This is a genomic window from Bacteroides sp. BFG-606, from assembly GCF_024788145.1.
GTDB lineage: Bacteria > Bacteroidota > Bacteroidia > Bacteroidales > Bacteroidaceae > Bacteroides > Bacteroides vicugnae.
In genome coordinates this window covers 4,716,188-4,736,970 of sequence record NZ_JANUIL010000001.1, presented here as the reverse complement: position 1 = coordinate 4,736,970, position 20,783 = coordinate 4,716,188, and the positions used below count along the sequence as shown (strand labels likewise).

Here is a 20,783-nt window from a genome sequence, read left to right as displayed (position 1 = left end):
TTTTAATGATATATATCGGAAATAATAATGGAACTGACGCAGCTTAGATATTTTATCCGACTGGCGGAAGTACTCAATTTTACGGAGGCTTCCAAACAATTATTTATCACCCAAAGTACCCTTTCACAAAGTATCCGTCAAACGGAAAGTGAACTGGGAACACCACTTTTTGAACGTATAGGGAAGAAAGTATATTTGACGGATGCCGGGCAGGCATTCTTACCTTATGCTCGGCAGTCGATTATCGAAACGGAAACGGGTATTCAGAAGCTTCGGGATATGCAGCAAATTTATAAAGGTGAGCTCCGTATTGGTGTGATTTACAGTCTGTGTCCCATGCTGGCGGAAAGCATTGTCCGTTTCTCAAAAGAATATCCCGGTATAAAACTGATACTCACACAGTCCACTTCCATTAATGATATGACTACGATGTTGCATAACAATGAGGTAGACTTTGCCTTGGCATATAAGCTGGATGCATTATCGTCATTGACGGAGAAGATAGATTTATGCCCGGACCCTTTGTGTGTGATTGTTCATCGTCGTTCTCCATTAGCTTCACAGCAGAAAATATCAATACAGGCTTTGACACATTATCCGCTCGCTCTGTTAAAGTCTGGGTCATATACCCGCAATGTGATAGAAAATGTAGCATCTCGAAGCGGGATTAGCCTCCAGCCAATGGCGGAAATAAATGATACTAATCTTTTGCTGCAAATGGTGCGCACTGGAGATTGGATTAGTGTTCTTTCACAGCATAGCGTTGATAATCAGCCTGATTTAAAAGCTGTGCCTTTGAAAGAAAAGGGAGGAGAAATGCACGTATACTTGTTTCAATTGAAAGGTAGGTATAAGAAATTGGTTACACGGAAATTTATTGAGATTATTAAAAAAGTAATGTCCCAAAATAACCTTATTCAGGCTTAGTTGGGAATTGGGGGGATTGGGTTCAAGATTACAGGATTTCTAAAAGAAGATTCATAGCCATGCCGTCATGAGCTAATTATTGTTTTGTCCAAAATGATTCATATCGGTACGGAAATGAATGAAACAGTGCGAAAATGAGTGAAACTGTACGGATTCGGTCATACATAGTGGAAAAATATCTATCATACTATCATTCATTTTAATAATATTCTAATTATCAAAATAATAGGTATGATAGATAGCTCTAAAAAAATGTATCTATCATACTTTTATCAGCAAAAAGGGACATCTATCATTCCTGTACTGTATCTATTTTAGTGTAGCATTAGGTGAGATAATCCATTTAAAGACATACGAATGCACACTTTATAGGATGATAACCAGTATTTGACAGCTTAATTATTTATGAGGAGCGGCAGTATTTCTATAGTTCACAAGTGTGTGCCGTACAGCCCACGCATGTAAACCATACAGCCTACATATGCAGGCTATACAGCCCACACTTGTGGGCTATAAACTTATCGCCGTTTAAGTGGGATTTTTGAGCTGCGATATTCGGATTTATATGGTTTCATCGTGATAAAAACAAGCCGTCTTATGCTTATTATAGAATATTTATACGGCTATTTTGTAGATGATAGATAACCCGTTTTTACTGGTAAAAGTATGATAGATACATTTTTTTAGAGCTATCTATCATATTTATTCTTTTGATAATTAGAATATTACTAAAATAAATGATAGCATGATAGATAGTTTTTTTATTGTGTAATGTTTAGTTTAAACCCCTATACAATGAATTAGTTCAAATCTGGTACGGAAATGAATGAAACACATTCCCCAACTTTTCAAACGGCCCCCGTTTTCGGGGTGACCCTCCAATTGTTTGCATGAAATTCGAGACTCTTTAGATAAAAAGAAAAGGATTGATAATTCTTGAATTATCAATCCTTTAAGTGATTCCGAAGCGATTCGAACGCTTGACCCACGCCTTAGAAGTTTTCACTTTAGGTTAATGCGTTTTATTGTCGAAATTGCTTAGTAATCAGATGATTATAAACAGCTTATATCTATTCCCTTTTCTTCCTTTGATACTGTTATTTCTACTGTTACAGTGTCTTGGTTAATAATTATGTTATTTCATTCTTTGTTATTTTATCTTTGAATTGTCATACCACTATCTACTACAATAATATAGCTGGTTGTATGACAATTCAATGGTTATTGTTATATATTCATTTTAAACTCTGTAATATGTTCAAAAGAATAAAACCTATTTCCAAAACTTCCCTTGAGGGAATAGTTTATCAGATAAGATATTTGATAAACGAGAAAAATGCATCAGACAGAACACTGATATATCGTTTATCAAATATTCTGTCTGATCATGGTATTCCTACTGAATTCATACCAGCACCGCCACCAGACTATATAAAAGATTAATCTTTCAGAATGTTTTCACATTCTTAATTGTCAGGAGTATCTACAGGGGGAGGGGCAGGAGCATAATCACTAGTAAAATCATACGATTCCGGTGATGATGGCATACTAGTATCAGCAGGCATTTGGGGTGCATAATCTGAAGTAAAATCTCTAGTTTCAGTTACCGGATTAAAATCCGAATTTGTAAAGGACGTACTGTAATCATCATTCATAATTTAAAAATTTAAGTTTATGATTTCATTAATTTTATTGATTGTTTTAGCAATAGTTATAGGAATACCACTAGCTATTTTTTTAGTTTTAATTTTCGCAGCATTTGTGAGATTCGCTTGGCAACTCGGGTGGTCCATTTATTACAATATGGGTTTGTGGTGACAACTAAAGAACCATACTTCCTTGATAATCTCACTTCCATTTCATATTGGCCTTTTAGATTCGGCTTTCTAAGTTTCTTTATATTAAGCGAATCTTTAAGTTCTTCAATAGGGTAAACAGTCTCTCTAATTTCAAAGAAACGTTTTTTTATTATTTCTGCATCAAGATTATTATCTTTAATATCGAGATATAATCTTTCTACTTGGTGCATGTAAGCTAAATATTTCACTCTTAGTTCCCGTAATTTACGAGCTGTATCATCATCCATCACAACATTTTTCTGGCATATAGATACTAATTGAACAATAGCCATGATTCCAAAGGTAACAGTTGGAACCCATTTCTCACCTTCAGGCACTAATTTCCATGCTGAAAATGAAGAAGCGCCGATGGTCGACAATACCAATAAGACGGTAGCATATACTTTACGATAATCATATTTGTAACTAACATATTGCGATAAATACTGTTCCCAATATGCAGAGTGTACTAATTCGTGCCATACGATACGTTCTATTCTTGTAATTTCGGGCATATCATTTCTTTTTTCTTTCCTCTCTTGGAGGATTTATATCATGATCACTTGTAAAGTCATAACATCTGTCGGGATACTTTTTTCTTTTTGGACTATTTGCTCCAGGGAATGTTGGTGATTTAACAGCCCGCCCATAAGATTCATTACCTATTCTTTCTCTCTTTATTGTCGGTGTTTTCTTACTATTTCTCATATTACCTATTCATATAATCAAACTTGCATAAAATAATTAGAATATATATTCATGAGATGTTTTAAGTTGCCATCTATAGCTTCAAATTGTACCGTTTTACAAGGCATGTGAATTTTTATAATAGCACTTCTCATAGATTTATATTCAATATTTGCGTACAATATTTTTAATGGATAAACTTCAAAATTTAAGATTCCATTACCCATAACATCTTTATAATTCAAGCATTTTATCATGGTATTTTTTGTAAATACCCATAATGACGTATCAGAAATATAATCATTCCCAGCTTTCCAATTAGAAATGAAAATATTAGTAACCTCCAATTTGTCACCAAAAAACTCTTTCAAATAGGATATAGCCGTATTTATCTGCCCTCGTATACTCCGACCATTTCCTATTATTAATGCATATTCGTCAATGTCAAGCATCATGTTTACTTTTTCATTAAATCCATTGTTTTCCATATCATTGATTTATTTAATGCTTTATAAAATTGGATAATATTCACTTTATCTTTTTTAATTCCGTCGTTCCACTTTTCTCAATGAAAAGTAGTTTATTGCCCTTAATTATTGCTTTATCACAATTATCGGGTTTGCCAATCAAGATTGTATCACTTACAAAAGAATATTCGCAGGATACTTCTCCTACAACTTCACCATTAGCTTTTATGGTAAACTCAACTATTGAGTCTTTGAATGTCATAGTAACATTATGTCCTTCTTCTTCAACGGTCCACGATGTATCTTTAACACCTGTGTTGGAAGAACATGCCAGTAGGCACATAAAAGGAATGATGTAAATTAATCTTTTCATTATTTTTCTTTTCTTATTTATTCTACAAGTACAATACGTCACATCTTAATAAACTCATTATTTTTATAGATGATAATGAATCCATCATCTATCCCGGCATAAGCTTCTCCTTTTCCCTCGGCTCCTTCCAGATTGAACATGATTTTGCCTTTCAAGGAAAAAGTGTCTTTTGCTTTTTTTATCTGATCCGGATTCAATTCTTTGGAAGTACATATTGTCATGCCATTATTATATTTCTTTGCAATTCGGCACTGGATTCCGTCTATTTGCCCTAGCAGATGGGAATCTTCAGTAGGTACTTTTTTTACTTTGCTATCTGGTATCTTAATAGCCATTCCTTTCACTGTAATGACAGACACAAACACCTTAGACATAAGGTCGTCAGACATCTCAACAGAAGGGATTATATTTAAATTAATGATCCCATTTGCTCCCATACGCTCCAGTTCTTTTATTATGTTTTTGAGTGCATCCTCAGTTGTAGGACGTTTCGGTCTTCCATTTACCCATCCGCCTTTCTCAGTTGCGACAATACTACCAACAGCAGTATAATCGAAATTCACGGAATTGGATTCCGTTACAAAAATACCAGCTTTAATCAAAGGAGTATAATCTATAACTCCTATTCTTGATTCCGGTTCCGGTAAGGAGCCACAAGCACCTAATAATAATATTAATAGAAGACCGCAAATTGTTTTATTCATGTGTGTATTTTATAAGAGTTCAATAATTTAATTAATTCGGCGCAAAATGCCATACATGATATTACAACTTATTTTTATTCAGTATTTTCACCACGGCATAACCTTTTTTTATACTTTCAAGTGTCAATATCTCATCATAAGTACACCCGTCTCCAATCGAATAGGATATTGGCGGATTTGAGAATCTATCGGAATGACGAATCATACAATTTTGTTTTCGACAAACAATAATTAATGGGCTAGATGCAATCTCATTGCTAACTTCTATTCCTATTTTAAAAGGAATAGTAGCTGTTTTTGAGAAGTCATTGCTATTATCATTGTAATTACCTAGGTATGTAGCGTAGTCTTCCCATCTTGCAAACCTTAAAATAAAACTACCTACGCACTCCAATTTATCCCCGGCCACACGATAAGCATAAAATACAGGCAGCTTTGGATTTTTGTCTTTCGATGTTATAGTAATACGAGCAGATATATATTTATTTCCTCGGTCAGCCGTGAACAAAAACCAGCTGTCATCATAGGCGTCAAAAGTAAAAGTAGATGCAGTAGAGAATGCTCCTATAGATATTTTATTGTAGAAAACTTCAACGGTTGATTCTTCTTTCAAGGCTTTAAAACCTAATGCTTTTACACGAGCTTGTTCAGCAGCTATTTTTTCTTTTTTGTCAGATATTATTTCTTCTTGTTTCGCACACTGTTTAGCTTCTTCTGATAAAGGAAAGAGCTCTCTAAGTAATTTTATCTCTTTAGTAGCTTCTACTAATTTATTTTGTTCTACTAGTGTTTTAATGTTCTTGAATCTATCAGAAGCAGGATATTGAAGAAGTTTTATCGTATCTTTCAAACTTTGATTTTCTGCGATTAGATTCTCTACCTTTTTATTTAAGTCTATTATGGTAACACTATCATGGTTGTTTGTCGTGCAACTCAATAAACATGATGTAAGAATTGCTATTGCTAGTATGTTTTTCATAACGTTTGTTTATATGCTTGATAATAAGTTCAATAATTACATTTCCATTATACTAACTACCCCAACGACTAAACTCATTGAGAGAATGTCCTCTTTGGGTACTGAAAAATCCGAATAATCCGGATTGTATGATACGCAACGAATCTTATCACCGTCTTCATATACTCTCTTTATAACAAATCCCTGTGTAGTATCCAATACATGTACCTTTCCCCATTGGATAAAGCGAGATTGATCAATATGCCGGCAAGCTATTTCATCTCCTGATTCGAAGCGGGGAGACATACTGTCGCCTTTAATAAACATAGTGAAATCATAAGATGGTATTTGATGTATTAGTGGCATCTGTTCGCATTGTTGCAAGGTAACTCCGATGGAATCACCAGATAAAGAACCCGCTGCTGCTGTAAGCGGAACACGGGGGCGGGTTACGCCAGTAAAAGAATTAGATAGATCCGCTGATGTAATTGAATCACCATCTTGTAATTTATCTGCGTGATTTTTCTTTCTTTTCATTAACTCGTGTTTGGGTGTTCTAACCTTAAGGCTTGTTTTCAATAATTCAGTTAACGCCTCATCATCTAGGTGTCTATAAATCGATGCTTCTAATCCTGCTCTAATAAACCGCTCAGCCAATTCTTTAGCACTTTGGGGGATTTCAATAGAAGTGAAACTACTTGGGTCCAGATTTTCATGTTCTGGATTTATCGATATATATTTTTTTTTCATTTCACCCTTATTAAGTAGTAGCCAGTTTATATTCAACTGAGGAAATTTATCAGAGATAATCTCTAATTTGTCAGGTTGAATCGACTTAGATATGTTATTGACATATCCACTACTAACTCCAATCTGCCTTTCGAACTCAGCAGTTGTTAGATTAATCTCTTTAATAAACTTCAAAAGCCGTTCTTTTACCGTGCTCATAATCAGTGATAAAACTTTATTTAACTATTTAAGATTAGAGAAATTCTCATATTTGTTTTGAATATATGAGAATTTCTCTAATCTTTGTACTCGTTATTCAATAACAAACCAATAAACGGATATAAAAATGGCTGTCACGAAGCGCGCCGTAATTCTATATTAATGCTTATTAGTCATTTGCAAATATAGATACTTCCACTTTAATATCCAATGTTTTACAACAAAAAGAACGAATTAAAATTATGGAGGAACAAATTTACACATCAGAAGATCTTATCCGGCTGCCTGTCGGAAGTAAAACGACTTTAAAATGTCGTGATGGAAGACATTGCGTGAGCGTAGCGACTTTATGTTACCGGATACCTAATCTTAATCCGGAATATAGAGACCGTAAATACAAATGCTCTATCAACTACATCAAATCAGAAATCACTATTGAGGTGAAAAAACTAGAGAAAACAAGAAAAAAATAAAATCCCCAAAGGCAGACTTTGCTGGGATGCCGATAGGGATTTGATTTATCAATTTTAAAAATTAACGAGACAAAGTTATGAAAGATTTATCAATTATCAAAGAAACGATGAGTTCAATTGAAATCGCTGAACTCACAGGAAAACCACACAACGATGTACTAAAGGCTATTCGTGCAATGGAGCCTGCATGGGAAAAAGTAGCTGAGGGGAAATTTTCCCTCAGTGAATACAAGGATTCAACCGGACGCAAACTACCAATGTACGAGTTGAATAAAATCGAATGTCTATACATCGCCACCAAGTTCAATGATGAAGCCCGGGCAAAGTTAGTTCTCCGCTGGGAACAACTGGAAAAGGAAAAACTGCAGGAGCAACAGCGTCCGATGTCTTCTGCTGAAATAATTCTGCAAATGGCGCAACTCGGAGTGGAACATGAAAAGCGTATTGCAAAGGTAGAACTCGACTTTAATAAAATTATAGAAGAAAGGGAGCAAGCCGAATTTGATTTGGACTATGTACCTGTGTCCGAAGAAATATTGCCGGGAATGAGTTTACGTAAAAAAATACTCGCTATTGTGAACGCCTACCAAAAAGCAACTCAAATGGCTCACCGGACACTGTGGGATAACATCTACAAAAAACTGTACTACAACTACGGTGTTGCCTTGACGCGTTGCAAGAAGATAAGGAAGTCCGAGACCTGGTTGGAAGTAGCCGAGCGGAAAGGACATCTGGAGAAAATATACACGATTGTTTCAGAATACGCCAAATCAAAATAAAGCTATGGATAGATTACAAGAAATTATGATGGCTGCTGAAGGTGTAACATTCAGTAAAAATCAAGCCTCGACCTTAGTTGGTGGGAGAAGAAGGCTGGAAAGATTAGCTGCCGAAAAGAAAATTGCTTTCGTAAAGACCACTGATAAAAAGAACGGCCGGTGGGAATGTAAAGGCTCTGATGTGTTGCGTTATGCTATGCCCCAAAACTACACTCGAGTATGAATAGGATCAGCAAGCACTTGCTAACAGTAGTTGTAGCAGTAGTGACAATAACAGGTTGTATCTATGCCGGAAGAACGGAGTACAATGATGATGTATTATCCGGTATGAGTGCAGAGAAGTATCAGTACATACACGACAGTCTAGGTTGTCGTGCCTCTCAAGAAGATGTAGTAAAAGAGTACATCGCTAATCAAAAATATTATGATTCAAGAATTTATTAAAACGATAAACGATTATGGACGACAAAAAAAAAACAGGAAGAGCTTAACAGCCTTATCGGTAAGAAGGAGATTGCTAAAGTTGGCAATTGGTATCCTAATCTTTATTCTCAAATGTCATACTCAATAGCTGACCTTCAAAAAGAAGAACAAGCTGTATATGACGAGATCAAAGAACTTTATGCGAATCAAGGTGATCTCATCGTAAACGAGATTTTAAAAAGTATTCATCATTCTTTCATTTTTGAGTTTATGGATGGAGATGGCAATCTTGGAAATGGAAGCGAAGAAGTAACCATTACTCGTAAAAATCTATATGACTTCTCGGGAGATCTTTATGCTAAAGTGGATGCTGTAATTCACTTGAAATCAGCCTTAGACCACTTCAATCGTATCAGAGAGCTTAAATATCGCATAGAGTTAACAAACAAAGGAATACTACTTTAAAAAATAAAAATGATTATGGATTTTAATGTAAATGTAAACGTGAAATTCGATGCCACGCCAGCTCTAGTAGGCGCAGTATCAACGCTGGTAGGTGCACTAAGACCTATCGAAGTATTACAACAACCTGTTATTGCCGCTCCGGCGATTGTAGCAAACACTGCTCGAGTACAAGAAGAGCAAGAGACAGTTCAGGCATCCCAAGAACAACAAACATCTTCCGGTGCTCCAGTCGCACAAAAACAACCGGAACCTGTAGAAAAGCAAGATGAGATTACAGACGAAATGCTTCGTAAGATTGTCGGACCTGTGTCTAAAGCTAAAGGCAAAGAAGCAGTGTTCGCTATACTTGAAGAATTCGGAGCGAAACGTGTACCGGATCTCAAACAAGAACAACGCCAGGCTTTCATCGATAAAGTAAATGCCCTATGAGTCACGCTGTCTTATCACCGTCTTCTGCCAGCCGATGGTTGGCTTGTACGCCATCGGCACGCCTAGAGACACAGTTCCCGGACAAAGCTGGTGACTTTGCGAAAGAGGGTTCATTAGCACATGAATTCGGAGAACTACGTTTGAAACGTTACTCGGGTCTGATTGATGAACTAGAATGGACTAAGAAAACCTCGGAATTAGTTAAAGATAGACTATACAGCGAGAGTTTGGAAGAGTATGCTGCCGGATATGCAAATTTCGTTTGGGAGAAATTTCTTCTTGCTCAAAGGACTACGTCGGACGCAGTACTACGTATCGAGGAACGTATAAACCTTACTGCTTATGTCCCGGAAGGCTTTGGCACGGGTGATGCTGTTATTCTCGCTGATGGAACTCTGGAGATTATAGACCTTAAATACGGAAAGGGCGTGCAGGTGTCAGCCATTGACAACAAACAGATGATGCTCTATGCTCTTGGTGCTTTGGACATGTTTGGTTTCATGTATGCCATTCATACAGTACGCATGACTATTTACCAACCACGACTGGATAATATATCAGAGTGGGAAATGTCGGTGGAGGAACTCACTACTTGGGGAATGAATGAACTGGCACCACGTGCCAAGATGGCTTATACCGGTGACGGTAGTTTCGTTCCGGGTAAGCACTGTCAGTTTTGCCGTGCGAAAGCCCAGTGCCGTACATTGGCCGAGAAGAACCTAGAAGCTGCTAAACATGAATTCGAAGACGCCTCTTTGCTATCAGATGCAGAAATTTCCGAGATACTGTTGCAAGTAGACCTGATTAAAAATTGGGTAACATCTGTCGAGGAATACGCCTTAGAAGCTGCTCTTGATGGCAAGAAGTTCTCTGGATTCAAGTTGGTAGAGGGACGGAGTATTAGAAAGTATGTAGATGAGAAGCAGGTAGCCGATAGACTCGTAGAAAATGGGTACAAAGAATCTGCCATCTATGAACCCGCCAAATTGAAGACTATCACCGCGATGGAGAAACTAGTTACCAAGAAAGCCTTTACCGCCTTGCTCGGAGATCTTGTCATCAAACCACAGGGGAAACCAACGTTGGCACCGGAATCAGACAAACGTCAGGAGTGGAATTCAGCAGAGAACGATTTTAAAAATGTGTAGAAGTGAAACTTATCGAAGTATTAACCTCCCTGAAATTGAATCATGTAACAAATGTTCAGGGTACAAGAATCGCAGCCCGTAGGCCAAGAGCCTACAGTAGCACAAATGATCCGGGATGCAAGGAATGTGTCTTTCAGAAAGAAAGAGGTGCGATAGACTGTGCCTTACGAGACAGTTGTATGGCGCATAAACGCCCGGACAAGAAATCAGTAATTTTTAAAATAGTAAACAACGTAAAAAAGTAAAACGATTATGAACGAAAATTTGAATACTAAAGTAGTAACAGGTAAAGTTAGAATGAGTTATGTACACGTGTGGGAACCTGCCGCCATCTCGGAAGGTGGTGATAAGAAATACTCTGTATCTCTCATTATTCCTAAAAGTGATACCAAGACTTTAGGAGCGATAAAAGCTGCTATCGACAATGCACTAAAAGCAGGTGTAGGCAAGTTCGGCGGTAAAGTTCCGGCGGTGTATAAGAATCCTTTGCGTGATGGCGACGCTGAACGTCCGGATGATGAAGCCTATGCTGGCGCATTCTTCCTGAATGCCAACTGCAAGACTAAGCCCGGCGTAGTGAATGCTATGCGTAAGCCCATAGAGAATGAGGATGAGTTTTACAGCGGTTGCTATGGTTACGCTTCTATTACATTCTATGCCTTTAACACGAACGGTAATAAAGGGATCGCTTGCGGACTTAACAACCTGATGAAAATTGCAGACGGTGAACCGCTGGGAGGACGTTCAACCGCTGAAAGTGATTTTGCAGATATAGAAGTTCCATTTGAAGCCCCGACAGGGGATGATGGCGATGGATTATTCTAGTCTCATACCACAAGAACAACTTGCCAAAGTAGCGTCCGGAGTAATCCGGCGCTATCGGCAAGATGCCTCGGATCAAGACTGCGAAGAGCTAACAGCCGCTTTCCTCATTCTTGCTAAGTATCTGAATAACTTCTTTACAGGCGAGTTCTACGCAAAAATAGAATGTTCAGAAGCAGAGTTTCAACAGTTGAACACCGTTGCAACGAGCTATCCAAATACTTTCGAGACCTGGAGCGAACTGATCGGCTTATCTCCTGCTGTTATCCGGTATAACGTCAGGCTAACAAATGGCTTTTCTATCATCTGTAATGAGATTGCAGTGAAGCTAAACGGCAAGGCTGCGGAGTACGACCGAGACCCTATCAAGGTGCTAGGAATAGACATAGAGACCTACAGTTCTGTAGATATAGGTAAATGTGGATTGTATAAATACGCAGAATCCGAAGATTTCACTATTCTGCTGTTTGCCTATGCTTGTGATGATAAACCGGTACAGGTTGTCGATTTTGCATCTGGGGAAACTTTACCGGAACGTATCTTCCAGGCGTTGACTGATCCAAACATATTAAAGACGGCTTTCAATGCCAGTTTTGAACGTATTTGTATTGGGAGATATTACGGTATTGACTTGCCGATTGAACAATGGGAATGTACGATGGTCCGGTCTGCTATGTTGGGGCTTCCTTTGTCACTCGCACAAGTTGGTAAAGTGTTGAATCTCGAAGACCAGAAGATGGCCGAGGGCAAAGCACTTATCAAGTATTTCTCATGCCCCTGTAAACCTACAAAGGTCAATGGCGGTAGAACCCGTAATCTACCGGAACATGCACCGGACAAATGGAATGTGTTTAAACGTTATTGTATCCGGGATGTGGAGGTAGAACAAGCAATACGTAATAAAACAAAGAACTTTGCTATTCCTGATTCTGAGAAGGAACTGTACGTCATTGACCAACGTATCAATGACCGCGGTGTGTTGGTTGATATGGACCTTGTAAAGTATGCTATCCGGATGGATACACTATATAAAGGTAGACTCAATGCAGAGGCTGCAGAATTATCCGGACTGGATAACCCAAACAGTGTGGCCCAACTAAAGGATTGGTTAGAGAAAGAAACAGGAAGTGAAGTAACCACTCTGAATAAAAAAGATATTCCCGACCTATTGAAGACGGTTGGCAGCGATGTGGTAGGGCGTATGCTTCGTATCCGGCAGGAGATGGCTAAGACCTCGACAAAGAAATACGAAGCTATGGAGAAGGCGGCTTGCGCCGATGACCGTGTACGAGGTTTACTCCAGTTCTATGGCGCTAATAGAACCGGACGATGGGCCGGACGATTGGTGCAGGTGCAGAATCTTCCACAAAACCACATCGATGATCTCGATTTAGCGCGTACGTTAGTTAAAGACGGTGATTTGGATATGGTTGAAATGATGTATGGTAATGTGCCGGATACACTGTCACAGCTCATTCGTACGGCCTTTATAGCAAAGCCTGGATATACTTTTATCGTCTGTGATTTCTCGGCTATCGAAGCCCGTGTAATTGCATGGTTGGCTGGTGAACAATGGCGTCTTGACGTGTTCCGTACACATGGCAAAATATATGAAGCTTCTGCCTCTATGATGTTTCATGTCCCAGTAGAAGAAATCACCAAAACAGATCCACGTAGACAAAAAGGAAAAATCGCTGAGTTGGCACTCGGTTATCAAGGTGGAGTCGGGGCGATGAAGACTATGGGAGGGGAGAAGATGGGATTGTCAGAAGCAGAAATGCAGGAAATTGTTACTCACTGGCGTAAAGCTAACCCCGCAATTGTAAGCCTGTGGGATAAAGTACAGGAAGCTGCCATGGTTTGTATCGATACCAGGACAACTACCACCATCGGACATGGAATTTATTTCTGTATGAAGTTCGGAGCCTTACTTATCCAGTTACCTTCCGATAGATGCCTATCATATCCGCGGCCATATATTGGGGAGAATCGATTTGGGACAAAGTCTATTTGTTATGAGGGATTGAGTCAAACGACAAAACAATGGGGAAAGCAAGAAACGTATGGAGGAAAGCTGGTGGAAAACATAGTACAAGCTATTGCCCGTGACTGTTTAGCATTGACTATTCTTCGGCTGGAAAAAAACGGATATCCAATTGTATTCCATGTGCATGATGAAGTCATCATAGAGGCTCGCACGGATAGTAGCCAAACACTTGAAGCAGTGAAAGAGGTTTTCAAACAGCCAATACCTTGGGCAAAAGATTTACCACTGAAGGGCGACGGGTATCTGACAGATTATTATTTGAAAGATTAATTCAAAACAATGAAGAAAGGAATAAAATGGATGATAAATTATATCCGGTTTGTGAACTAACAGCCGAGCAAAAAAAGGCTTTTAATAAGCTAAAGAAAGCATATAGGGAGTGCGAAAAGGCAGGTATTTACTTTGCTAACAACTATGGTCATTTAATGGCTTTTGATAGAAACTTAGTTTCTGGATATGGAGATGATTCGATGCCGCCAGATGGGGTATATACAGTAAGGCTTATTTATGGCAGTCCGGCTGAATCAATAAAGGTAGCTAATGAATGGGCTGATGATACTCATGTGCTGGGATTAACTAAAAAGGGAATGAAATTGTATTTGCAGGAGGAAGAGGAATGAGACTAATTACAAAACAAGCTGCCAAGCTGAAAGAACTTGAAGCCAGACGGGAAAGGATAGTTAATCGTGTTGCTAAACTCGACCTAAAAATCGAAGAGTAAAAAGAAGGAAATAAATTATGAAAACAGAATTAGAACAACTAGGTTACAACTTAGAAAATAAAGACGGGAGATTGTTTTATAACGGCTCTCTCGACCTCGAAGGCACATCCATTACCTGCCTGCCAGACAACCTGACCGTAGGTGGTTCTCTCGACCTTGAAGGCACATCCATTACCTGCCTGCCGGACAACCTGACCGTAGGTGGCTCTCTCTTCCTCGAAGACACATCCATTACCTGTCTGCCGGACAACCTGACCGTAGGTGGCTCTCTCGACCTCAGAGGCACATCCATTACCTGCCTGCCGGACAACCTGACCGTAGGTGGCTTTCTCGACCTCAGAGGCACATCCATTACCTGCCTGCCGGACAACCTGACCGTAGGTGGCTCTCTCTTCCTCGAAGGCACATCCATTACCTGTCTGCCGGACAACCTGACTGTAGGTGGCTCTCTCGACCTCGAAGGCACATCCATTACCTGCCTGCCGGACAACCTGACCGTAGGTGGCTCTCTCTTCCTCGAAGGCACATCCATTACAGATGCAAGCAATGTAAACCGAAACGCTCCAAGCTTTTACGAGTGGCGTAATCGGCAATATATCAAAGTAGATGATATTTTTTCCAAGGTTGTATCTAACAAAGGAAATGTGTATAAGATTAGGCAGATAGGAAAAACCAAAGAACGATACCTTGTTACAGATGGCTACGGTAAGTGGTCGCACGGTGACACGCTAAGAGAGGCTAAGGACGATTTAATATACAAGATTTCCAACCGTGACAAGTCGCAATATGAAAGCCTTACATTTGATAGTGAATAGACTTTTGCGGAAGCTATCGAATGTTATCGGGTGATAACTGGTGCTTGCTCAACTGGAACAAAGATGTTTGTCGAGGATGGGTTGAAAGAAAGAAAAGAAAAATATGCTATTGCCGAAATCATCAAATTGACTAAGGGGCAGTACGGGGGTGAAACATTTGAAGAGTTTTTCAAAATTAAATTAGCGTAAAACAGAATAAATATGAATAATATAGTAAAACTTACCGCATGCAAGGAAGTCTCACATGATATATATGCGTATTTTACCAATGATGTAAAGAAAGCAAAACAAGCTCTAAAGCTGGGTATTAATTGCACTGGAGTGCTGGGTGATAGAGGATACAATATCTATTATAACGACAATGCGGAGCTTTGCTGTGAGTATATAGAGGATTGCATTATAAAAGAATTGATAAAAGTTTCTTCAATTCAAGAAGCTGCTAAATGGATGGATAAAGTAATGTATGATTAACTAATATCTATATAGAAATGAATAAGAATATAGTCATAAAGAAAGAAAAGCCCATCGGTGAATTAGAGGGGCTTCCGGGAGTAAAGAAACGTAAGATTGATGCGTATCGTATCAATCTTACAAGTGATATAGAACCGACCTTAGAATTGGGATATGCGTGTACTTCTGCCGGAGATAATGGAGCTATAAATATTTGGAAGGATGATGCAGGAATAATTCGCGGGGAATTAATGCGGTACTGTGTAACTGTTGAAAAAAGAACGTTCGCTAGCTACGCAGAAGCGGAAAAATGTGTTAGTGATTGGCTTAAAAGGATTAACTAATAACAAATTAGAAATGAGTGAAAAAATAATTCATCCAATAATGGCCGCTAATAATATGAAACTTAAATGTAGCTTCTTCTTTTTCGGTCAGTGTCAACTATTGGGGGGGATGCCTTCCCGATAACTGTGAAAACTTTCAAAAGATAAAAGCTCATGGCAAAGGTAGCAATAACACGAATTACCGTCGTTGATAGTGCTGGACAAAAGATGTCACACAATGGACGGGTTATTATAGACAGTTCAGAATTGGAAAGTTATCGGAATAACATTAAGCTAAACGGTACCGATATCGATCATGTCTTATTCATTTACGAGGAGGTAGAGAATGATTAATGGTATTCCTTCTGAATTCGATAGAATCTATGATGTGATATTGATTAAAAGAAAAAAGGCTAAATTATGGCGGAAGAAAAAGAAATAAAAGTACAGAACGATGGTCCCTTATTTATCGCTGTCGGCAACGGACGTAAGGAACTGAGTTGGAAAAACCGGGAATGGTCATGGGGGCAATTCCTCAACAAGGTAAGAACGACTCAGCGTACAGCCGAATCAATGTCCGAATTTCGCAAGGTATCCAGAACGCGGCAGGACGAAATAAAGGATGTGGGAGGTTTTGTCGGTGGTTACGTTAATGGTGGGCGTCGTAATAAAGGCAGTGTAGCGGAACGCACGATGGCGACACTTGACATTGACTTCGCAGTCGGTGATGTCTGGGAGGATTTTTGCCTGATGTTCGGTTGCGCTGCTGCTATATATTCAACGCACAAACATACACCGGATGCACCAAGGCTTCGTCTTGTTACCCCATTCAGCCGCTCGGTTGGTCCTGATGAGTATCAGGCCGTGTGTCGGTACATTGCGGGTACCATCGGCATTGATATGTTCGACGATACGACTTATGAACCTGAACGGTTGATGTATTGGCCATCTACGTCGAAAGATGGACAATATGTTTTCCAGTATCAGGATGGGGTTTGGTTGGATGTAGACGCTATCTTGGCTACGTACAAGAATTGGAAAGACGCTTCCGAATGGCCTGTATCCAGTCGTGTAGATATCAGTGTAAGGCGAGAAATAAAAAAGCAGGGTGATCCACTGGAGAAACCCGGTATTGTCGGTGCTTTTTGTCGCACTTACGATATCCATCAAGCGATAGAAACTTTTTTGCCGGATGACTATATGCCTTGTGGGATAGAAGACCGATATACGTATGCTCATGGCTCCACGGGTGCCGGTTTAGTAGTGTATGAAGATAAGTTCGCTTATTCGCACCATGGTACGGACCCATCGAGCGGGAAACTCTGTAATTCGTTCGACTTGGTGCGTCTGCACCTGTTCGGTGACAAGGACGAGGATATAGATACGAATACCAACCGGAATATCACCAAGTATCCGTCATACCTTGCGATGGTAGAATTTGCCTCTAAAGATAAGGCTATTATGGCCACCATTGCCAGGGAGAAGTTAACGGAGGCAGGAGAGGACTTTGCCAATATCTTAGATGAAGAAGAAAGTTCTGATTGGCTCGCTGAAATGGATGTAGATAGAAAAGGTAATTATCTTGCCACACCTAAAAATGTGGATCTCATTTTAAAGAATGATCCGAACTTGAAAAGATGTTTTGCTTACGATACGTTCAATGATCGCAAGGCTCTGCTTCGCCTTCCACTGTGGAGAGTGAGAGGAGATATAGAAATGTTTATTCGTGATGACGACGAGGCTAATCTTAGGCTGTATTTATCGAAAGAACCTTGGGGGCTGGAGGGTAAACAAAAAATAGCTGATGCTTTGGATGTAGTATGTCGTGAAAATGCTTTCCATCCGGTAAGAGAATACTTTAATGGACTCGCCTGGGACGGTGTCCGTCGACTGGACACCCTGTTTATAGACTATTTAGGGGCGGAAGATACGGAACTGAATCGGTTGATAACAAGAATAGCTTTCACGGCTGCTGTTTACAGAACTTATGAACCTGGAACCAAATATGACCAAATAGTTGTATTAGTAGGTACGCAAGGATGCGGAAAATCTACAATCATTGAAAAAATGGCCATCAATCAAAAATGGTTCAGTAACTCCATGCCGTCACCGGACAAACCGGAAGATGCGGCACGACATTTACGTGGAAAATTCATAATAGAAGTCGGTGAATTAGTAGGATTCAAGAAAGCCGAAGTAGAAGCGATAAAAAACTTCTTATCAAAAACGGCAGATGATTTTCATGCCCATTACGGAAAGAATGACGTGCATCGTCCCAGGCAATGTATCTTCTTCGCTTCAACGAACGAGGAGCAGTTTTTGCGTGATAGTTCGGGGGAACGTCGTTACTGGCCTATTAAAAACTGTGTGATTCAGCCCAAATATAATGTTTGGGAAGATCTGACGCCTGATATTGTCGGTCAGCTATGGGCAGAAGCTATTCAGCGCTATAGAGAAAGAATGCCATTGCTTTTGCCGGTTGAATTATCCGATGCGCTTCATACCGTCCAAGAAGAATACAAGAAAGTAGATGAATGGCAAGGTATTATAGAAGAATTCTTAAATACCAGACTACCGTCTGACTGGCCTAAGAGAAACAATCAGCAGAAACGTGATTACTTCTTTCAGCAGGATGCGTTATCAGCCGAAGGAGTAATTCTAAGAGATAAGGTGTGTATAGCTGAGATATTGAACGAATGTACTACATTAGGCATAAAAGGTACTCCTGGACAGATTGAGAAGAACCGCATAAGTGCTATAATGAAGGAGGTCAAAGGGTGGAACAAGTCAAAGAATAAGATTAATGCGGGTAGCTATGGCAGGCAATACGGATGGGTAAAGGTCGAAAAGAATTTGTTTGAAGATGCGGAAGGCATTTTTGATAAGGTAAAATAGTGACTAGGATGACCGAGTTTAGTAAATACGTACTCGGTCAATATATCTGACTGAAATACAATAATTTATACTCTGTTGACCGAGTGACTATTATTTCTATTAAAAGATTTATGATTTTATTAAAATATATGGTAATAAATATTGATTAATTTAATAAATCTAATTGATTGGTATATCTCTATAGAAAAACACATAGACAGTCGGTCAACCAGGTCATTAAAAAAAACAGAAATTATGAACGAAAAATTAATAGAACGAAAATTACGGGAGTCGGTTAAAAAGCTGGGCGGCCTGGCACTTAAATTCTCATCTCCTTATCATCGTGGAATGCCGGATCGCATTGTACTCATGCCTGGTAATCGGATAGCCTTTGCGGAATTGAAGACTATTGGTAAGAAACCAACAGAGTTACAAAAGAAAGCTATCGCAGAACTGCGGGCGATGGGGTTCAAAGCGGAGGTGATTGATTCACAGGAAGGATTAAACAAGTTTCTGGAGGAAATATCATGCTAAATGAATCGAATTTGCACGAGTACCAACGTACAGCCGTACAGCATATAATTGAGCATCCATACGGAGCCTTACTGATGGAAATGGGACTCGGGAAAAGTATTAGTACTCTGACAGCTATAAAAAAACTGATGGACGAATATTTGGAAGTTAACAAGGTTCTTGTTATTGCACCTAAGCGAGTAGCCGAGTCCACCTGGAGTGATGAGATTGCAAAATGGGAACACTTGAAAGGTTTAACCGTTAGTAAGATTCTGGGTACAGAGAAACAACGGAAAGCAGCGCTAAAAGCCCCAGCCGACATATTTGTTATTAATCGGGAGAATGTAGTATGGCTTGTATCACATTTACAAGGATACTGGCCCTTTGACATGATAGTCATTGATGAACTGTCATCTTTCAAGTCGTCTAAATCTGCAAGGTTCCGGGCTCTCCGGCTGGTACGACCAAAGACTAATCGTGTTGTAGGTCTGACTGGGACGCCAGTCCCCAATGGTTTAATTGATCTCTGGTCACAATTATATTTATTGGATTTGGGTGAAAGACTTGGAAAAACAATCACGTCTTATCGTAGCAAGTATTTTCGTCCAGGGCGTAGTAACGGACAAATAGTTTTTGATTATAAGTTAAATAGTGGCAGTGAAGAAGCCATATACAAACAGATTGGTGATATTTGTATAAGTATGAAAGCTGAAGACTATTTGCAATTACCAGAACGGATTGACCGGACTGTGGAGGTACATTTGCCAGAAAAAATGATGAACCAGTATTTAGAGTTTGAAAAAGATCAAGTTCTGGCGTTGGAGAATGAAGATGGAGACATCTCTGCTGTTAATGCAGCCGCACTTTCTAATAAATTGCTGCAGTTTTCCAATGGTGCTGTATATGATTCAGAACGTAATGTGCACGATGTTCACGCCGAAAAATTAGATGCATTAGAGGAGATAGTAGAAGCAGCCAATGGACAATCGGTCTTGGTCTTCTTCTCTTTCCGGCATGACGTATCCCGTATACTTAGGAAGTTAAAAAGCTATCATCCAAAAGAGATTGGTGGTCCGGAAGACATCAAGGCGTGGAATGAAGGAGATATACCGGTGTTATTAGCACACCCTGCTGGAGCTGGTCACGGATTAAATCTACAGGCCGGAGGTCACATAGTCGTCTGGTTTGGGCTTCCCTGGAGTTCCGAACTTTATCAGCAAGCTAACGCAAGGCTTTATAGGCAGGGACAGAATAAACCGGTTATTATTCACCATTTAATAGCTAAAGGCACAATGGATGAGGATGTGATGAAAGCATTGGCAGGAAAGATAGACAAACAGGAGGCTTTAATGCAAGCCGTTAAAGCAAGAATACAAAAATGGAGGAAATGAGACATGGAATATAAAAAAAGAATTTCCGTACGACTGGATGAACGTACCGCAATGCTTTTAAACGAGCTGTCCAATATTACACAAACCGGTACATCAGTCATCATTCGGGGGATGGTTAGTCGCAGCATTGAAGAATTAATAGACGAAACAGGTAACTGGAAAATGCATAATGAGAAAAACAAGAGCAGGAAAAGCAAACTTTAAAGTT

26 protein-coding genes are annotated in these 20,783 nt (G+C 39.4%); 18 read left to right on the top strand and 8 right to left on the bottom strand.

Features of this window, described 5'->3' with window-relative positions; translation table 11 throughout:
- The first annotated feature begins 27 nt into the window (after positions 1 to 27).
- Complete coding sequence (locus tag NXV01_RS17995) at positions 28 to 927, top strand: LysR family transcriptional regulator (protein ID WP_259023007.1); 900 nt, start codon at positions 28 to 30, stop codon at positions 925 to 927.
- A gap of 1,466 nt (positions 928 to 2,393) precedes the next feature.
- On the opposite strand, the gene NXV01_RS17990 is transcribed toward NXV01_RS17995, so the two are convergent.
- The 8 genes from NXV01_RS17990 to NXV01_RS17955 all read right to left on the bottom strand — a co-directional run bounded on the left by NXV01_RS17990 (position 2,394) and on the right by NXV01_RS17955 (position 6,902).
- Positions 2,394 to 2,582 (bottom strand): hypothetical protein, encoded by a 189-nt coding sequence (locus tag NXV01_RS17990; RefSeq protein ID WP_117937767.1) that lies wholly within the window; start codon positions 2,580 to 2,582, stop codon positions 2,394 to 2,396.
- A gap of 74 nt (positions 2,583 to 2,656) precedes the next feature.
- Entirely contained in the window at positions 2,657 to 3,280 is a 624-nt protein-coding gene (locus tag NXV01_RS17985; protein WP_117937769.1) for a hypothetical protein, read from the bottom strand.
- A gap of 1 nt (position 3,281) precedes the next feature.
- Complete coding sequence (locus NXV01_RS17980) at positions 3,282 to 3,473, bottom strand: hypothetical protein (protein ID WP_259023006.1); 192 nt, start codon at positions 3,471 to 3,473, stop codon at positions 3,282 to 3,284.
- Between the two features lie 17 nt (positions 3,474 to 3,490).
- Positions 3,491 to 3,940 carry a hypothetical protein gene (locus NXV01_RS17975; protein WP_259023005.1) on the bottom strand — a complete coding sequence of 150 codons (450 nt, stop codon included), beginning with the start codon at positions 3,938 to 3,940 and terminating at the stop codon, positions 3,491 to 3,493.
- Between the two features lie 40 nt (positions 3,941 to 3,980).
- Positions 3,981 to 4,292 (bottom strand): hypothetical protein, encoded by a 312-nt coding sequence (locus tag NXV01_RS17970; RefSeq protein WP_259023004.1) that lies wholly within the window; start codon positions 4,290 to 4,292, stop codon positions 3,981 to 3,983.
- A gap of 38 nt (positions 4,293 to 4,330) precedes the next feature.
- Positions 4,331 to 4,996: a hypothetical protein gene (locus tag NXV01_RS17965; protein ID WP_259023003.1), complete on the bottom strand. Its 666-nt coding sequence runs from the start codon at positions 4,994 to 4,996 to the stop codon at positions 4,331 to 4,333.
- A gap of 61 nt (positions 4,997 to 5,057) precedes the next feature.
- Positions 5,058 to 5,975 (bottom strand): hypothetical protein, encoded by a 918-nt coding sequence (locus NXV01_RS17960; RefSeq protein ID WP_259023002.1) that lies wholly within the window; start codon positions 5,973 to 5,975, stop codon positions 5,058 to 5,060.
- A gap of 36 nt (positions 5,976 to 6,011) precedes the next feature.
- Positions 6,012 to 6,902: an XRE family transcriptional regulator gene (locus NXV01_RS17955; RefSeq protein WP_259023001.1), complete on the bottom strand. Its 891-nt coding sequence runs from the start codon at positions 6,900 to 6,902 to the stop codon at positions 6,012 to 6,014.
- Positions 6,903 to 7,144: 242 nt separating this feature from the next.
- On the opposite strand from NXV01_RS17955, the gene NXV01_RS17950 reads away from it, so the two are divergent.
- From NXV01_RS17950 to NXV01_RS17870, 17 genes are all read left to right on the top strand, one after another.
- Positions 7,145 to 7,375, top strand: coding sequence for a hypothetical protein (locus NXV01_RS17950; RefSeq protein WP_259023000.1), 231 nt, complete (start codon positions 7,145 to 7,147; stop codon positions 7,373 to 7,375).
- Positions 7,376 to 7,452: 77 nt separating this feature from the next.
- The gene (locus NXV01_RS17945; protein ID WP_259022999.1) at positions 7,453 to 8,154 is read left to right on the top strand and encodes a Rha family transcriptional regulator; all 702 of its coding nucleotides are present in this window, start codon (positions 7,453 to 7,455) and stop codon (positions 8,152 to 8,154) included.
- Between the two features lie 4 nt (positions 8,155 to 8,158).
- A complete protein-coding gene (locus NXV01_RS17940; RefSeq protein WP_259022998.1) occupies positions 8,159 to 8,377 on the top strand; it encodes a hypothetical protein in 219 nt (72 codons plus the stop codon).
- Positions 8,374 to 8,598, top strand: coding sequence for a hypothetical protein (locus NXV01_RS17935; RefSeq protein ID WP_259022997.1), 225 nt, complete (start codon positions 8,374 to 8,376; stop codon positions 8,596 to 8,598). Before NXV01_RS17940 ends, NXV01_RS17935 begins: the two co-directional genes overlap by 4 nt.
- 111 nt (positions 8,599 to 8,709) lie before the next feature.
- On the top strand, positions 8,710 to 9,042 hold the full coding sequence (locus NXV01_RS17930; RefSeq protein WP_259022996.1) for a hypothetical protein: 333 nt from the start codon (positions 8,710 to 8,712) through the stop codon (positions 9,040 to 9,042).
- A gap of 15 nt (positions 9,043 to 9,057) precedes the next feature.
- Positions 9,058 to 9,471, top strand: a complete 414-nt coding sequence (locus NXV01_RS17925) for a hypothetical protein (RefSeq protein WP_259022995.1) — start codon at positions 9,058 to 9,060, stop codon at positions 9,469 to 9,471.
- A complete protein-coding gene (locus NXV01_RS17920) occupies positions 9,468 to 10,619 on the top strand; it encodes a DUF2800 domain-containing protein (protein WP_259022994.1) in 1,152 nt (383 codons plus the stop codon). Before NXV01_RS17925 ends, NXV01_RS17920 begins: the two co-directional genes overlap by 4 nt.
- 252 nt (positions 10,620 to 10,871) lie before the next feature.
- Complete coding sequence (locus NXV01_RS17915) at positions 10,872 to 11,444, top strand: DUF2815 family protein (protein WP_259022993.1); 573 nt, start codon at positions 10,872 to 10,874, stop codon at positions 11,442 to 11,444.
- Complete coding sequence (locus NXV01_RS17910) at positions 11,404 to 13,758, top strand: DNA polymerase (protein WP_259022992.1); 2,355 nt, start codon at positions 11,404 to 11,406, stop codon at positions 13,756 to 13,758. The genes NXV01_RS17915 and NXV01_RS17910 overlap by 41 nt, the downstream gene beginning before the upstream one ends.
- A 26-nt stretch (positions 13,759 to 13,784) precedes the next feature.
- On the top strand, positions 13,785 to 14,108 hold the full coding sequence (locus NXV01_RS17905) for a hypothetical protein (RefSeq protein ID WP_259022991.1): 324 nt from the start codon (positions 13,785 to 13,787) through the stop codon (positions 14,106 to 14,108).
- Between the two features lie 118 nt (positions 14,109 to 14,226).
- Entirely contained in the window at positions 14,227 to 15,024 is a 798-nt protein-coding gene (locus NXV01_RS17900; protein WP_259022990.1) for a hypothetical protein, read from the top strand.
- A 201-nt stretch (positions 15,025 to 15,225) separates the two neighbouring features.
- Positions 15,226 to 15,495 carry a hypothetical protein gene (locus NXV01_RS17895; protein WP_259022989.1) on the top strand — a complete coding sequence of 90 codons (270 nt, stop codon included), beginning with the start codon at positions 15,226 to 15,228 and terminating at the stop codon, positions 15,493 to 15,495.
- A 17-nt stretch (positions 15,496 to 15,512) separates the two neighbouring features.
- Positions 15,513 to 15,818, top strand: a complete 306-nt coding sequence (locus NXV01_RS17890) for a hypothetical protein (protein WP_259022988.1) — start codon at positions 15,513 to 15,515, stop codon at positions 15,816 to 15,818.
- 399 nt (positions 15,819 to 16,217) lie between these two features.
- Positions 16,218 to 18,692, top strand: coding sequence for a virulence-associated E family protein (locus tag NXV01_RS17885; protein ID WP_259022987.1), 2,475 nt, complete (start codon positions 16,218 to 16,220; stop codon positions 18,690 to 18,692).
- Positions 18,693 to 18,926: 234 nt separating this feature from the next.
- Positions 18,927 to 19,205, top strand: a complete 279-nt coding sequence (locus NXV01_RS17880) for a VRR-NUC domain-containing protein (RefSeq protein ID WP_259022986.1) — start codon at positions 18,927 to 18,929, stop codon at positions 19,203 to 19,205.
- Positions 19,199 to 20,575 carry a DEAD/DEAH box helicase gene (locus NXV01_RS17875; RefSeq protein ID WP_259022985.1) on the top strand — a complete coding sequence of 459 codons (1,377 nt, stop codon included), beginning with the start codon at positions 19,199 to 19,201 and terminating at the stop codon, positions 20,573 to 20,575. The genes NXV01_RS17880 and NXV01_RS17875 overlap by 7 nt, the downstream gene beginning before the upstream one ends.
- A 3-nt stretch (positions 20,576 to 20,578) precedes the next feature.
- A complete protein-coding gene (locus NXV01_RS17870) occupies positions 20,579 to 20,779 on the top strand; it encodes a hypothetical protein (protein ID WP_259022984.1) in 201 nt (66 codons plus the stop codon).
- The last annotated feature ends 4 nt before the right edge of the window (positions 20,780 to 20,783 follow it).